This is a genomic window from Rathayibacter sp. VKM Ac-2762, assembly GCF_009866585.1.
Lineage (GTDB): Bacteria > Actinomycetota > Actinomycetes > Actinomycetales > Microbacteriaceae > Rathayibacter.
Map to the genome: position 1 here is coordinate 424,666 of NZ_CP047419.1, position 13,907 is coordinate 438,572.

Consider the following 13,907-nt stretch of genomic DNA (forward strand, 5'->3'; position numbering starts at 1 on the left):
CCCTTGACCATTCAGCGCCTGTCGCGCACCGCCGCGGTCGCCGCCGCCGGCACCGCCCTCGTCTTCACGCTCTCGGCCTGCTCCGGCGGCGCCACCGCCTCGTCCGACGGCGGCGGCGCGGACGCGGCGTCCGCCACATCCGCCGCGGACCTCGGCGGGCTGGACGCCCTGGTCGAGGCGGCGAAGGCCGAGGGCGAGCTCAACGTCATCGCCCTGCCCGACACCTGGGCGAACTACGGCGAGCTGATCAGCGGCTTCGAGGACGAGTACGGCATCACCGTGAACTCCGCCGACCCCGACGTCTCCTCCGCGGAGGAGATCAGCACGGCGGAGAACCTCGCCGGGCAGGACACCGCTCCCGACGTGTTCGACCTGGGGCCGGCCGTCGCTCTGGCGAATACGGACATGTTCGCGCCGTACAAGGTCGAGTCCTGGGACGACATCCCCGAGGGGAACAAGGAGGAGTCGGGCCTCTGGGTCAACGACTACACCGGCCTGATGTCGATCGGATTCGACGCGGCCGCGGTGCCTGCGCCCACGTCGCTCGAGGACCTCCTCGGCGCCGACTACCGCGGTTCGGTCGCGATCAACGGCGACCCGACCCAGGCGGGAGCCGCCGCGGCCGCAGTGCAGCTCGCGGCTCTCCAGTCCGGCGGCTCCGCCGACGACGTCCAGGCGGGGATCGACTTCTTCGAGAGGCTGAACGACGCCGGCAACTTCCTGCCGCTGGACCCGACCGACGCCACCATCGCCTCGGGCGAGACCCCGGTCGTCTTCGACTGGAGCTACAACAACCTCGCCGCCGGGAAGGCGAACGAGGGCACCCGCGAGTGGACGACGACGGTCCTCCCGGGCTCCGCCGTCGGCAGCTACTACAACCAGGCGGTCAACGCCGACGCTCCGCACCCCGCGGCCGCGCGGCTCTGGCAGGAGTACCTCTACTCCGACGCCGCACAGAACCTCTACCTCGCCGCCGGCGCCTACCCGGTGCGCCTGGCCGCGATGACCGAGGCCGGCACGGTCGACCAGGACGCGCTCGACGCCGTCGGCGCCGCTCCCTCCGACCTCGTCCAGTTCACGGAGGAGCAGACCGAGGCGGCCTCGTCGCTCCTCGCCGAGAAGTGGGCCGCGGCGATCCAGTGACCACCGCTCCCGCCGAGGCCGTCTCCGGGGCGTCCGCGCTCCGGGGACGGCGCGGCACCCCGGCCGTGCTGGGCGTCGCCCCCTTCGCGCTCTACGTCCTGCTGTTCCTGGCCGTCCCCACGGTCCTCGCGGTGGCGACCGGATTCACGGACGGAGACGGCCGCTTCACCACGGCGAACGTGCTGGCGCTCGGGGATCCCGTCGTGCTGTCCGCCTTCGGCGCGTCGCTCGGGCTCTCGGCCGTCACCGCCGTCGTCGGCGCGATGCTGGGCGCGGTCGTGTGCCTGGCCCTGCTCGGCTCCGATCCGCGCGGGGCGCTCCGGACCGTCGTCGATGCAGCGGCGAGCGTCCTCGCGCAGTTCGGCGGCGTGATGCTCGCGTTCGCGTTCATCGCGACGATCGGCGTGCAGGGGCTGGTGACCACCCTCCTCGCGGGAGCGGGCGTCGACCTCTACGCCGACGGCGTGTGGCTCTACCAGCTGCCCGGGCTCGTCCTCCCCTACCTCTACTTCCAGGTGCCCCTGATGGTGCTCACGTTCCTGCCCGCGCTCGAGGGCCTGCGTCCGGAGTGGGCCGAGGCGAACGCGGTGCTCGGCGGGGGTCGGCTCGGCTACTGGCTGCACGTGGCACTCCCGGTGCTGGCGCCGTCGTTCCTCGGCTGCGTCCTGCTGCTGTTCGCGAACGCGTTCTCCTCCTTCGCCACCGCGGCGGCGCTCATCAGCCAGGGCGCGCAGATCGTCCCGCTGCAGATCCGCGCCGCGCTGGTCAGCGAGACGGTGCTGGGCCGCGAGAACCTCGCGGGCGCCCTCGCGCTCGGGATGCTCGCGGTGATGGTGGTCCTGATGTCCGGGTACGCGCTGCTGCAGCGCCGGGCCCGGCGGTGGCAGCGATGAGGCCCGCGCGGCTCCTGTCCGGGGCGGTGCTCGTGATCACCGGGCTGGTGTTCGCCGTCCCGATCGTCGCGATGGCGGAGTTCACGCTCCGCGGCGCCGACGGCCACGACCTCTCGCACTGGACGGCGATCCTCGACCCGGAGAACGAGCGCGCCTACCGCTCGCTGTTCCAGGGGATCGGCAACTCGCTGGTCCTCGCCGTCGTCACCGCCCTCATCGTCCTGGTCCTGCTGGTGCCGACGATGCTGCTCGTCGAGATTCGGCTCCCGCGCCTGCGCCGGGCTCTGGAGCTGGTCTGCCTGCTCCCGCTGACCGTGCCCGCCATCGTCCTCGTCGTCGGCCTCGCGCCGGTCTACTCCGTGGTCACCGAGCTCGCCGGCTCCGCGCCATGGACGCTCGCTCTCGCCTACGGGGTGCTGGTACTGCCCTACGCCTACCGCGCAGTGGCGGCGGACCTCGCCGGTCTCGACGCCGTGACGCTCTCGGAGGCGGCCCGCTCGCTCGGCGCGGGCCCGCTCGCGGTGCTCGGGAGGATCCTCCTGCCGAACCTGCGCCGGGGCCTGGTCGCGGCCGCGCTGATCACCGTCGCAGTCGTTCTCGGCGAGTACACGATCGCCTCGCTCCTCAGCCGCACCACTCTCCAGACCGGCCTGGTGCAGGTGTCGAAGTCCGACGCCTACGTCGCCGTGATCTTCTCGCTGCTCTCCCTCCTCTTCGCCTTCGCCCTCCTGCTCGGGATCGGCCGCCTCGCGCGGATCGGCCTGCCGACGGGCCGGGCGCACTCCTCGAAAGGCTCCTCGTGACCGCTTCCACCCTCCCCGGCGCCCGCGTGCGCTTCGTCGACGTGGAGCGGCACTACGGCTCCGCGCGAGCGCTCGACGGCGTCTCGTTCGACGTGGCCCCGGGTGAGTTCATCGCGCTGCTCGGCCCCTCCGGCTGCGGCAAGACCACAGCCCTGCGCGCCCTCAGCGGTCTCGAGCGGATCGACGCGGGGCGGATCCTCGTCGACGAGGAGGACGTCGCCCACGTCCCCGTCGCGAAGCGCGACATGGGCATGGTCTTCCAGTCGTACTCGCTCTTCCCGCACCTGCGGGCGCGCGAGAACGTCGAGTTCGGGTTGCGCACCCGGGGAGTCGGGGCGCGCGAGCGCCGAGCGGCCGCGGGGGAGGCGCTGGAGGTCGTGGGCCTCGGCGCCCTCGGCGACCGCTACGCGCACGAGCTCTCCGGCGGCCAGCAGCAGCGGTTGGCGCTCGCGCGCGCCCTCGTCACGCGGCCGCGGGTGCTGCTGCTGGACGAGCCTCTGTCGGCACTGGACGCGAAGGTCCGCGTCCAGCTGCGCGACGAGATCAAGCGCCTGCAGTCCGAGATCGGCATCACCACGTTCTTCGTCACGCACGACCAGGAGGAGGCGCTCGCCGTCGCCGACCGCGTCGCGGTGATGAACGCCGGGCGGATCGAGCAGCTGGGTGCACCGGAGGACCTCTACGCGCGCCCGGCGACCGCCTTCACGGCCCGCTTCGTCGGCCTCTCGACGGTGGTCGCGGGGACGGTCTCGTCGGGATCGGTCCTCGCGCTCGGCGTGCGCCTGCCGCTCGTCGACGCGGCGGTAGCGGACGGGCCTGTGTCGGTGTTCCTCCGCCCCGAGGACCTCGCCGTCGTGGCCGACGGCGCTCCCGACTCCCTGCCCGGAGTCGTCCTCGCCTCGAGCTTCCTGGGGCCGGTGCGGCGCTCGACCGTCCGGCTGTCGACGGGCGAGGAGGTCACCGTCCAGCACGCGTCGGGGCACCGCCTCGAGCCGGGGGAGCGGGTCGGCGTGCTGCCCGCGCGGCGCCCGGTCGCGGTCGGTCCGGCACCGGAGCAGGCGGCGGTCGGCGCCGCCGCATGAGCACTCCCCGGGGATACCGCGCGGGGTATGCGCCGGGGCCTAGTCTGGGCAGATGAGACTCGGCAGGTCCCGCCGCACCTCCGGCCCGCGCGCCGTCCAGCCCGCCGCGCCCGTCGCGCCCGTCGCCCCGGCCGCCCCCTACCGGCCCGCTCCCGTCGCCGATTCGGCCTTCGTGAGCGACGGGATGCGCATCGCCGGCGCCTGGGCCTGGCGCGTCCTCGTCGTGGTCGCGGCGCTCGCGGTGCTGGTGCTGCTCGTCATCGAGCTGCGGCTGATCGTCATCCCGCTCCTGCTCGCGATCGTGATCGCCGCCCTGCTCGTGCCGTTCTCGAGCTTCCTCCAGCGCCACCGCTGGCCCAAGTGGGCCGCCGTCGTCCTGGCGGAGCTGGGGATCGTCGTGGTGATCGGCGGGCTCCTCTTCCTCGTCGTCACCCAGGTCTACTCCGGCTTCGACGATCTCAGCCGGCAGACGGTGCAGTCCTACGACGACTTCAAGGCCTTCCTCCTCGAGTCGCCGCTCCACCTCACCGAGACCGACATCAACCAGTACGCGCAGCAGGCCCTCACGGCCCTGCAGCAGGACTCGGGGATGCTGGTCAGCGGCGCGCTCAGCGTCGGCTCGACCGTCGGCCACCTGCTGACCGGCGTGCTGCTCACCCTCTTCTCGACGCTGTTCATCCTGATCGACGGGCCGAACATCTGGAGCTGGGTCGTCCGCCTCTTCCCGCGCCGCGCCCGCGGAGCCGTCGACGGCGCCGGTCGCGCAGGGTGGGTGACGCTGACCAACTTCGTGAAGGTGCAGATCCTGGTCGCCTTCGTCGACGCGGTCGGCATCGGCCTCGGCTCCTTCCTCCTCGGCGTCCCGCTGGCCATCCCGATCGGCGTGCTCGTCTTCCTCGGCTCCTTCGTGCCGGTCATCGGCGCCGTGGTGACGGGGGCGCTGGCCGTCTTCATCGCACTGGTCTACAACGGACCGCTGATCGCGCTCTTCCTGCTGATCGTCGTCCTCGCGGTGCAGCAGCTCGAGGGCCACATCCTCCAGCCGCTGATCATGGGGTCGGCGGTCAAGGTCCACCCGTTGGCCGTCGTGCTCGCTGTGGCCGGAGGCTCGATCATCGGCGGCATCGCCGGCGCCTTCTTCGCGGTGCCCGTCGTGGCCACGCTCAACGTCATGGTCAAGTACGTCGCGAGCGGAGCCTGGCGCTCGCCGACCCGAACCCCCGAGAGAGTTGCCGCAGAGCATGCAGACTAGCCGCGTCGTCGGACCCGCCCTCCACGAGTTCGAGGCGGCCCGCGCCGTCCTCGCCCCCGTCATCGCCACCACCCCCATGGAGACGAGCACCTTCCTCGCGCAGGTCCTCGGCTCGCCCGTGTTCCTCAAGTGCGAGAACCTCCAGCGCACCGGCTCCTACAAGATCCGCGGAGCGGTGTTCCGGATGTCGCGGCTCACCCCGGAGGAGCGGGCCCGCGGAGTCGTGGCGGCCTCGGCCGGCAACCACGCGCAGGGCGTCGCCTACGCGGCGCGGGAGCTGGGGATCAAGGCCACGATCTTCATGCCGATCGGCGTCGCGCTGCCCAAGCTCGCAGCCACCCGCGACTACGGCGCGGACGTGGTGCTGAGCGGCCACATCTTCAACGAGGCGCTCGCGGCGGCGGCGGAGTTCGCCGAGCGCACGGGCGCGGTCTTCGTTCCTCCCTACGACCACCCCGACGTGATCACCGGCCAGGGCACGGTCGGCCTCGAGATCCTCGAGCAGGCCCCCGCCGTCGAGACCATCGTGGTGCCCATCGGCGGCGGCGGCCTCATCGCCGGGGTCGCATCGGCGGCCAAGCAGAAGGCGGCCGAGGAGGGGCGCACGCTCCGCGTCATCGGCGTGCAGGCGGCCAACGCGGCGCCGTACCCGCTCTCGCTCGCGAGCGGCGAGCCGACCGCGATCACGATCTCTCCGACGATCGCCGACGGCATCGCCGTGGCGAAGCCGGGGCAGCTGAACTTCGCGATCGTCCGCGAGATGGTGGACGAGGTCGTCACCGTCGAGGACGACGACATCGCCCGGGCCCTGCTGGTGCTGCTGGAGCGGGCGAAGCTCGTGGTGGAGCCCGCGGGCGCGGTGGGCATCGCGGCGATCCTGACGGGGAAGATCCGCGACGCCGGAGCGACCGCGGTCATCCTGTCGGGCGGCAACATCGATCCGCTGATGATGGAGCGGGTGATCAGCCGGGGCCTGGCCGCGTCGGAGCGCTACCTCAAGATGAGCATCGGGCTGCCGGATCGTCCGGGGCAGCTGTCGCGCATCGCGGAGCTCATCTCGGAGGCGAACGCGAACGTGGTCGAGGTGCTGCACACCCGGCACGGCCGGGGCCTGCAGATCAGCGAGGTCGAGATCGAGATCAGCGTCGAGACCCGCGGCCCCGAGCACGCCGACCGCGTCATCCAGGTCCTCACCGACGCCGGCTACGCCCCCCGGATCTCCCGCAACTGACCGCTCGAGGGCGCCGCGTCCGCGATCCCGTCGCGATTCCGGCGCCCACGGTCCGGGGAAGGCGGTTCGTCCGTCGCGGCGTTCCCGGTACAGCGGGGAAGAAGCCGATCACGGCGATCACGGCAATCTCGCGTCCTCCGCCGTCGCCGCGAAGCCGGCGCCCCCCGTCTGGAGAGGGCTGATCGTGCGTCGCGGCGTTCTCCGCAAGGCGGAGGAGGAAGCGGTACCGGCGGCATCGCGCCCGACGCTGTCGCCGCGAAGCCGGCGCCCCCCCCCGTCTGGAGAGGGCAGATCGTGCGTCGCGGCGTTCTCCGCAAGGCGGAGGAGGAAGCGGTACCGGCGGCATCGCGCCCGACGCTGTCGCCGCGAAGCCGGCGCCCCGCTCCCCTTCAGAGAGGGCTGATCGTGCGTCGCGGCGTTCTCCGCAAGGCGGAGGAGGAAGCGATACCGGCGGTATCGCGCCCGACGACAACGTCGCGGAGAGCGCCGCGACGTGCGATCAGTGGCCGGACCAGGTCTCGACGTTGGCGACGCGGACCTCGATCTCCCGCCCGTTGGGTGCTGTGAAGCGGGCGGTGTCGCCGACGTTCAGGCCCATGATCGCCGATCCGAGGGGGCTCTGGGGGCTGTAGACGTCGAGGTCGCTCTCGCCCGCCATCTCGCGGTTGCCGAGGAGGAAGCGGGACTCGTCGCCGGCGATCTCGGCGGTGATGATGGTGCCGGCCTCGACGACTCCGTGGCTCTCGGGGGGCGTGCCGATCTCGGCTTCGCGGAGGAGCGAGGTCAGCTGGCGGATGCGGGCCTCGATCTTGCCCTGCTCGTCCTTCGCGGCGTGGTAGCCGCCGTTCTCCTTCAGGTCGCCCTCCTCGCGGGCGACCTCGATGCGCTTGGCGATCTCCTCGCGTCCGTTGGTGGACAGCTCGGTGAGCTCCGCCTCGAGGCGGTCGTACGACTCCTGGGTCATCCAGGTCACCTGTGACTGGTCGGCCATGGTGGGCTCCTGCTCTGCGGGCCGCGCTCGCGGCGCCCGGCAGCACCGTGCGGAGGTGTCCGCGTCCGGCGGTGGGGACGGCCGGCGTCAGGCGGCGGTGGGAATGGCGAGGCCCCGACGAGTCCGTCAGGGCTTCGGGCAAGCCTACGGGAGCCAGCAGGAGGAGATCAAACCTGTGTTCGCGAGCTCGGTGGTGCGGACCGTCTCCGTGTAGGAGCGGAAGCGCTCCGTCGAGGCGGGGTACTCCACGACCAGCCAGCCGACCACGGCGGACTGCTCGTTGAGGGCCTGGACCGCGCAGGCGACCTCGCGGCCGACGGGCGCGGTGAGGTCGAAGGAGACGGTGACGGTGCGGTCGTCCACGACCTGGTGCGCGGTGTCCTGGACGTCCACCCCGCCGCGTGCTCCGTCGAGTCCGGCCCAGACGACCCAGGCGGCGAAGACGGCGACGAAGGCGAGCGCGACGCCGCCGAAGAGCCAGCGGTTGCCGCGGCGGGTGCGCGTCGTGCGGCCGTAGCGGGTGGCGAGGGGTCCGGCGGCGCGGACGGCGTCCGGATCGAGCGCGGGCGCGGCGGCTCCCTCGACGCTCTCGGACGTGCGGGCGGCCACGGAACTCCCTGGGTGATGCGTCTACTCTGGACGGGTGGCGCGCGTCCTTCGCGGACGGGAGCGCCGATCCCATTAAACCCCGAGGAATCGAGCGATCGTGTCCCAGGCCGTCGAGGTCTCCGTCGATTCGGAGGTGCGGGACACTCCGCGCCTTCTCGCCGTGCACGCCCATCCTGACGACGAGTCGAGCAAGGGCGCGGCGACGCTGGCCGCCTACGCCTCGCGGGGCGCCGAGGTCATGGTCGTCTCCTGCACCGGAGGCGAGGCCGGCTCCGTGCTGAACGAGGGCCTCGAGGCCCGCGCGCACGCCGAGCGCGACATCGGCGGCCTCCGCCGGTACGAGATGGCGGCCGCTCGCGAGGCGCTCGGCGTCGAGCACGCCTGGCTCGGCTTCGTTGACTCCGGCATGCCCGAGGACGGGAAGGTCGACGCCGCCTCGTTCGCGGGCCTGCCGCTCGCCACGGCCGCCGCTCCGCTCGTGCGCCTGGTCCGCCGGTTCCGGCCGCACGTGATCATCAGCTACGACGAGAACGGCGGCTACCCGCACCCCGACCACATCCGCGCCCACCAGGTCGCCGTCGAGGCGTACCGCGCGGCGGGCCTCGCCGAGGAGTACCGGGGCGCGGGCGCTCCGTGGTCGATCTCGAAGCTGTACTACGACCGCGTCTTCAGCGGCCAGAAGCTGCGGGCGATCGCCGAGCACCTGCGCTCGATCGACCCGGAGGACCCGCGCCTGTCGGTCTTCGAGGAGATGAAGCGCTGGAACGAGGACACCCCGTACCTCGCGACCACGCGGGTCGTGATCTCCGGCTTCCACGATCGGCGCGATGCGGCCCTGCTCGCCCACGCCAGCCAGGTCGCTCCGGACAACGCCTTCTTCTTCCTCCCGCACGAGGCGATCGACGCCGCCTGGCCGACCGACGACTTCCAGCTCGTCGAGAGCCGGGTCGACGCGCCGACGCCCGAGACGGATCTCTTCGCCGGTCTCGACCTGGCCGAGCTCGCCCCGGGCCCGACCGCGGTCGTCCCGCCGATCGCGCCCGACCCCGAGCCCTCGGGGGACGCCCCGGTGTCCCCGGAGCCCGACGGCTCCGGCGTCGTCGTCGCCGACGAGGTGCGCGCGTGATCGCCGGGCTGCTCGAGGGCGCCCAGCGCGCCGTCGTCCTCGCCTCCACGACGGTGCCGACCCCGGGTCCCGAGTTCAACGAGGACACGGTCACGCCGGGCCTCTTCGGCTTCATCACGATGCTCGTGATCGCTCTGGCGGCCGTCCTCCTCGCGCTCGACATGGTCCGGCGCGTGCGGCGCACCACCTACACCGCCCAGGTGAAGGAGCGGCTCGACGCCGAGGAGGCGGAGCGCAGCGAGGGCTGAGCCCGGCCCGCACCGGTGGCTGAGCCCGGCCCGCAGCGGTGGGCCCGGGCGTCTCTAGGCGTTGTAGGCGGGGTGGAGCGAGACGATCAGCGCCGCCGTCCAGTGGCAGAGGAACGCCACGGCCGTGAGCGCGTGGAAGATCTCGTGGAAGCCGAAGACGCCCGGGACCGGGTTGGGCTTCTTGATCCCGTAGATCACGGCGCCCGCGGAGTAGCAGAGCCCGCCGACGAGGACGAGCACCATCATCGTCGCGCTGGCCTCGAAGAGCGGACCGAGGTACATCACGGCCGCCCAGCCCAGCAGCAGGTAGAGCGGCACGTAGAGCCAGCGCGGCGCCCCGATCCAGAAGACGCGGAAGCCGATCCCGAGCAGCGCCCCCGCCCAGACCAGGACCAGCAGGAGCGTGCCCTGCGCGGGCGGCAGGGCGAGCACGGCCAGCGGCGTGTAGGTGCCGGCGATCAGCAGGAAGATGTTGGCGTGGTCGATCCGCTTGAGGATCATCTTCGTCCGCGGCTTCCAGTCGAAGCGGTGGTACAGAGCGGAGTTCCCGAAGAGCAGGAGCGACGTGGTCGCGAACACCGCGGCCGCCCACTTCGCCGCGGTCCCCTCCGCGACCACGATCAGCACCACTCCGGCGACGATCGCGAGCGGGAAGAGGCCGGCGTGGATCCAGCCGCGCCAGGTGGGCCGGACCTCCGCCGAGGAGTCGTGCTCGATCGCGTCCTCGACGAGGGGGAGGGCGGGCAGGTCCGGGCCGTCCGCTCCGACGGCGTCTCCGCCGCGGTCGGTGCGGGCGCGGGGATCGGACGGGGGAGGCGTCGGCCGCTGGCTCATGCCGGACAGACTACGACGCCGTCCCGGGCCGACGCCGAGCGCCGCCGGGCTTCGAGGAGCGCCCCGGGTCGACTACCGTGTCACTGTGCCGAAGCCGAGACTGCCTGTGGGAAGGGACCTCCTCTACGGCGTCTACAAGAAGCGCCTCCGCTCGAGCCTTCCCCCCGACTCCCTGCCGAACCACGTCGCGATGATCATCGACGGCAACCGGCGCTGGGCGCGGCAGCGGGCCCTCGAGACCGCCGCGCACGGCCACCGGGCCGGAGCCGCCAAGGTGCACGAGTTCCTGCAGTGGTGCGACGAGCTCGGTGTGCGCCACGTCACCCTCTACCTGCTCTCGCAGGACAACCTCGTCGGCCGCGACAGCAGCGAGCTGACCGAGCTGATCGCGATCATCGCCGACCTCGCCGAGGAGGTCTCCCAGCAGCCCGACTGGCGCGTGCAGCACGTCGGCTCCGACGAGGGCCTCCCGCCCTCGCTCGTGGCCGCGCTCGACACGGCGGAGGCGCGCACCGCCTCCCACACGGGCCTGCACGTCAATCTCGCGGTCGGCTACGGCGGGCGGCACGAGATCGCCCAGGCCGTGCGGAGCATCCTGGAGGAGCACGGCAAGCGCGGCTCCTCCATCGAGGACGTCGCGGGCCTGCTGACCCCGGAGCTCATCGGCGAGCACCTGTACACCAGCGGGCAGCCCGACCCCGATCTGGTCATCCGCACCTCGGGGGAGCAGCGCCTCTCCGACTTCATGCTCTGGCAGAGCGCGCACAGCGAGTTCTACTTCATGGAGGCGCTCGGCCCCGACATCCGCGAGGTCGACTTCCTCCGCGCGCTCCGCGACTACGCCGGACGGCACCGCCGCTTCGGCAGCTGACCTCGCGGCTCCTGCCGCACCACCGACCGGAAGGGCCGGCATGAGCTCGAACGAGGCCACCTCCACCACGACCGAGGACTACCTCGCCGGTTTCGGCGAGGAGACCGGGTACCTCGACTTCGGCCGGGTGGGCCCGCTCTCGGCGACCGTCGCCGCCGAGCAGGAGGCGGCCGTCGAGCTGCTGGTGCGCGCGCGCAGCGGCACCCTCGACGAGCTGTTCCGGCAGGACGAGCGCGTCCGGGAGGCGGCGGCGGCGCTCGTGCGCGTCCCCGCCGACCGCGTCGTCTTCCAGCCCAACACCTCGACCGGCCTCCTGCACGCGCTGTTCGGCGCCTCGGGCGCGGTGCTGCTGTCGGCCGCGGAGTTCCCGAGCCTGCCGTTCGCGGCGGTGCGCTCGGCGCAGGCTCTCGGCTCGGTGGAGCCCCGCTGGCTGCGGACCGAGCAGGGACGGGTGACGCCGGAGGCGGTCCGCGAGCAGCTCACGGGCGACGTGACGACCGTCGCGGTGAGCCTGGTCGACTCCCGCACGGGCTACCTCGCGGACGTCGCGGCGATCCGGGACGTGATCGGCGACCGGATGCTCGTCCTCGACGCGATCCAGGGCTTCGGCGTCGTCGACGCGCCCTACGAGCTGGCGGACGTGGTCGTCACCGGCGGCCAGAAGTGGCTCCGCGCCGGCTGGGGGACGGGCTTCCTCGCGCTCAGCGAGCGGGCGCTGTCGCGGCTGACCCCGGTGCTCTCCGGCTGGACGGGATCGGAGCAGGCGGAGCCGTGGGACGAGGTGGCTCCGCCGCGCGGCGACGCCCGCGCCTTCAGCATCAGCAACCCGGACCCGATCGCCCAGGCCCGGCTCGCGTCGGCGCTGGAGGAGGTCGCCGCGGTCGGGCAGTCGACGATCGCCGCGCTCGTGGCGGAGCGGGTCAGCGCGATCGTCGACCTCGCGGACGAGTTCGGACTGGCGGTCGTGGGCTCCCGCGGCGAGCACGAGCGCGCCGGCATCGTGGTCGTCGAGCCGGAGCCGGAGGAGCTGGCCCCGCTGGCGGCCTCCCTCGCCGCGCACGGCGTCACCGCGCGCCTGCGTCCGAGCACCGTCCGCTTCAGCGCGCACGCCGGCACCACCGACGCGACCCTCGCGCTGCTCCGCGCCGCCTTGATCTCGTCGGCCACGAGCATCGACTACTAGGCCGGATTCCGCGCGTTCACACACTGGTTACACATTCGTAGCGGTGAGAAGCACACGGATGTCATTCGCCGCGTTAGGTTCGAGTCATCAGGTACAGCGCCTGGTCGAGACGGCCACAGAAGTACGGCTCGACATCGCGCAGACGCCGAAGGGACACTGCGCGGTGCACGACACGCACCGATGAGACCGGCTCGAGGACATGAGCCGGGGGCTCCGGCCCCCGGAGTGTGGAGAGTCGTCGTGACAGTTCCCCAGGGCATGGATCCGCAGACCGGGACGCAGGGCGGCGTCCACCGCCGTGTCCAGCACGGCTCCTCGGATCCGGCTGATCAGCTCCTCCGCACCTACGTCCTGGACACCTCGGTGCTGCTGTCGGATCCGTCCTCGATGTTCCGGTTCGCGGAGCACGCCGTCGTGCTGCCGATCGTCGTCATCAGCGAGCTCGAGGGCAAGCGCAACGATCCCGAGATCGGCTACTTCGCCCGGCAGGCCCTGCGCCGCCTCGACGAGCTGCGCGTGCAGCACGAGCGCCTCGACTTCCCCATCGCCGTCGGCCGCGGCGGCACGCTCCGCGTCGAGCTCAACCACTCGAACATGTCGGTGCTGCCGAGCGGGCTCCAGATGGGCGACAACGACGCGAGGATCCTCGCCGTCGCGCTCAACCTGCAGAGCGAGGGCGCCGTGGTCACCGTCGTGTCCAAGGACATGCCGATGCGCGTGAAGGCCGCCTCCATCGGCCTCGCTGCGGAGGAGTACCTGGCCGAGCAGGCCCCCGAGTCCGGTTGGACCGGCATGGACGACGTGACGCTCGGCGGCGACGCGATGAGCGAGCTCTACGACCGCGAGCGGCTCTTCACGGACGTCGTGGCCGACATCCCGGTCAACACCGGGCTCGTCGTCCACTCCGACCGCGGCTCCGCTCTCGCGAGGGTCGCCGGCAAGCGGCAGATCACGCTGGTCCGCGGCGACAAGGACGTGTTCGGCCTGCACGGGCGGTCGGCGGAGCAGCGGCTCGCGATCGACCTGCTGCTCGACCCGGAGGTCGGCATCGTCTCGCTCGGCGGCCGGGCCGGCACCGGCAAGTCGGCGCTGGCGCTCTGCGCGGGCCTGGAGGCGGTGCTGGAGAAGCGCCAGCACAAGAAGATCATGGTCTTCCGGCCGCTCTACGCGGTGGGCGGCCAGGACCTCGGCTTCCTGCCCGGCGACGCGGCCGAGAAGATGAACCCCTGGGCGCAGGCGGTCTTCGACACGCTCGGGGCGCTGGTGTCGCAGAACGTGCTCGACGAGGTGATCGAGCGCGGGATGCTCGAGGTGCTGCCGCTCACGCACATCCGCGGGCGCTCGCTGCACGACGCGTTCGTGATCGTCGACGAGGCGCAGTCGCTGGAGCGGAACGTCCTGCTCACGGTGCTCTCGCGGGTCGGGCAGAACTCCCGGGTGGTGCTGACCCACGACGTGGCGCAGCGCGACAACCTCCGGGTCGGCCGGCACGACGGGGTCGCCTCCGTGATCGAGACGCTGAAGGGCCACCCGCTGTTCGCGCACGTCACGCTGACCCGCTCCGAGCGCTCGGCGATCGCCGCTCTGGTCACCGAGATGCTGGAATCGAACGAGCTCGCCTGACGGGATCGCTGTGCGTCC

The 13,907-nt window shown here is 72.4% G+C and carries 14 protein-coding genes; 11 read left to right on the forward strand and 3 right to left on the reverse strand.

Going from position 1 to position 13,907, the window contains the following annotated elements:
* Positions 1-9: 9 nt before the first annotated feature.
* Genes GTU71_RS02070 through ilvA form a run of 6 tightly spaced genes read left to right on the forward strand, consistent with a single transcriptional unit; the run spans position 10 to position 6,404 of the window.
* On the forward strand, positions 10-1,143 hold the full coding sequence (locus GTU71_RS02070; RefSeq protein WP_208543625.1) for an ABC transporter substrate-binding protein: 1,134 nt from the start codon (positions 10-12) through the stop codon (positions 1,141-1,143).
* Positions 1,140-2,036: an ABC transporter permease gene (locus GTU71_RS02075; RefSeq protein WP_159939196.1), complete on the forward strand. Its 897-nt coding sequence runs from the start codon at positions 1,140-1,142 to the stop codon at positions 2,034-2,036. The genes GTU71_RS02070 and GTU71_RS02075 overlap by 4 nt, the downstream gene beginning before the upstream one ends.
* Positions 2,033-2,839, forward strand: coding sequence for an ABC transporter permease subunit (locus GTU71_RS16370; protein WP_244230608.1), 807 nt, complete (start codon positions 2,033-2,035; stop codon positions 2,837-2,839). The genes GTU71_RS02075 and GTU71_RS16370 overlap by 4 nt, the downstream gene beginning before the upstream one ends.
* The gene (locus GTU71_RS02080; RefSeq protein WP_244230609.1) at positions 2,836-3,921 is read left to right on the forward strand and encodes an ABC transporter ATP-binding protein; all 1,086 of its coding nucleotides are present in this window, start codon (positions 2,836-2,838) and stop codon (positions 3,919-3,921) included. The genes GTU71_RS16370 and GTU71_RS02080 overlap by 4 nt, the downstream gene beginning before the upstream one ends.
* 52 nt (positions 3,922-3,973) lie before the next feature.
* Positions 3,974-5,173 carry an AI-2E family transporter gene (locus GTU71_RS02085; RefSeq protein ID WP_159939198.1) on the forward strand — a complete coding sequence of 400 codons (1,200 nt, stop codon included), beginning with the start codon at positions 3,974-3,976 and terminating at the stop codon, positions 5,171-5,173.
* Positions 5,163-6,404, forward strand: coding sequence for a threonine ammonia-lyase (gene ilvA / locus GTU71_RS02090; protein ID WP_159939199.1), 1,242 nt, complete (start codon positions 5,163-5,165; stop codon positions 6,402-6,404). Before GTU71_RS02085 ends, ilvA begins: the two co-directional genes overlap by 11 nt.
* Before the next feature lie 499 nt (positions 6,405-6,903).
* Here the strand turns inward: ilvA and greA are convergent, their stop codons facing one another.
* Both greA and GTU71_RS02100 read right to left on the reverse strand, forming a co-directional pair.
* Positions 6,904-7,395 carry a transcription elongation factor GreA gene (greA, locus tag GTU71_RS02095; RefSeq protein WP_104225519.1) on the reverse strand — a complete coding sequence of 164 codons (492 nt, stop codon included), beginning with the start codon at positions 7,393-7,395 and terminating at the stop codon, positions 6,904-6,906.
* 144 nt (positions 7,396-7,539) lie between these two features.
* Positions 7,540-8,004 (reverse strand): DUF4307 domain-containing protein, encoded by a 465-nt coding sequence (locus GTU71_RS02100; protein ID WP_104224427.1) that lies wholly within the window; start codon positions 8,002-8,004, stop codon positions 7,540-7,542.
* Positions 8,005-8,101: 97 nt separating this feature from the next.
* Between GTU71_RS02100 and mca the strand changes: the two genes are divergently transcribed.
* Together mca and GTU71_RS02110 are read left to right on the forward strand one after the other, a co-directional pair.
* The gene (mca, locus tag GTU71_RS02105; RefSeq protein WP_244230610.1) at positions 8,102-9,130 is read left to right on the forward strand and encodes a mycothiol conjugate amidase Mca; all 1,029 of its coding nucleotides are present in this window, start codon (positions 8,102-8,104) and stop codon (positions 9,128-9,130) included.
* Positions 9,127-9,378: a hypothetical protein gene (locus tag GTU71_RS02110; RefSeq protein ID WP_244230611.1), complete on the forward strand. Its 252-nt coding sequence runs from the start codon at positions 9,127-9,129 to the stop codon at positions 9,376-9,378. Before mca ends, GTU71_RS02110 begins: the two co-directional genes overlap by 4 nt.
* Positions 9,379-9,432: 54 nt before the next feature.
* Here GTU71_RS02110 and GTU71_RS02115 read toward each other — a convergent pair whose 3' ends face one another.
* Positions 9,433-10,212 (reverse strand): hemolysin III family protein, encoded by a 780-nt coding sequence (locus GTU71_RS02115; RefSeq protein WP_104268443.1) that lies wholly within the window; start codon positions 10,210-10,212, stop codon positions 9,433-9,435.
* Positions 10,213-10,297: 85 nt separating this feature from the next.
* Between GTU71_RS02115 and GTU71_RS02120 the strand changes: the two genes are divergently transcribed.
* The 3 genes from GTU71_RS02120 to GTU71_RS02130 all read left to right on the forward strand — a co-directional run bounded on the left by GTU71_RS02120 (position 10,298) and on the right by GTU71_RS02130 (position 13,889).
* Positions 10,298-11,083 (forward strand): isoprenyl transferase, encoded by a 786-nt coding sequence (locus tag GTU71_RS02120; RefSeq protein ID WP_244230612.1) that lies wholly within the window; start codon positions 10,298-10,300, stop codon positions 11,081-11,083.
* Between the two features lie 40 nt (positions 11,084-11,123).
* Positions 11,124-12,266: an aminotransferase class V-fold PLP-dependent enzyme gene (locus tag GTU71_RS02125; protein WP_159939200.1), complete on the forward strand. Its 1,143-nt coding sequence runs from the start codon at positions 11,124-11,126 to the stop codon at positions 12,264-12,266.
* A gap of 258 nt (positions 12,267-12,524) precedes the next feature.
* On the forward strand, positions 12,525-13,889 hold the full coding sequence (locus tag GTU71_RS02130; RefSeq protein WP_159939201.1) for a PhoH family protein: 1,365 nt from the start codon (positions 12,525-12,527) through the stop codon (positions 13,887-13,889).
* Positions 13,890-13,907 lie beyond the last annotated feature (18 nt).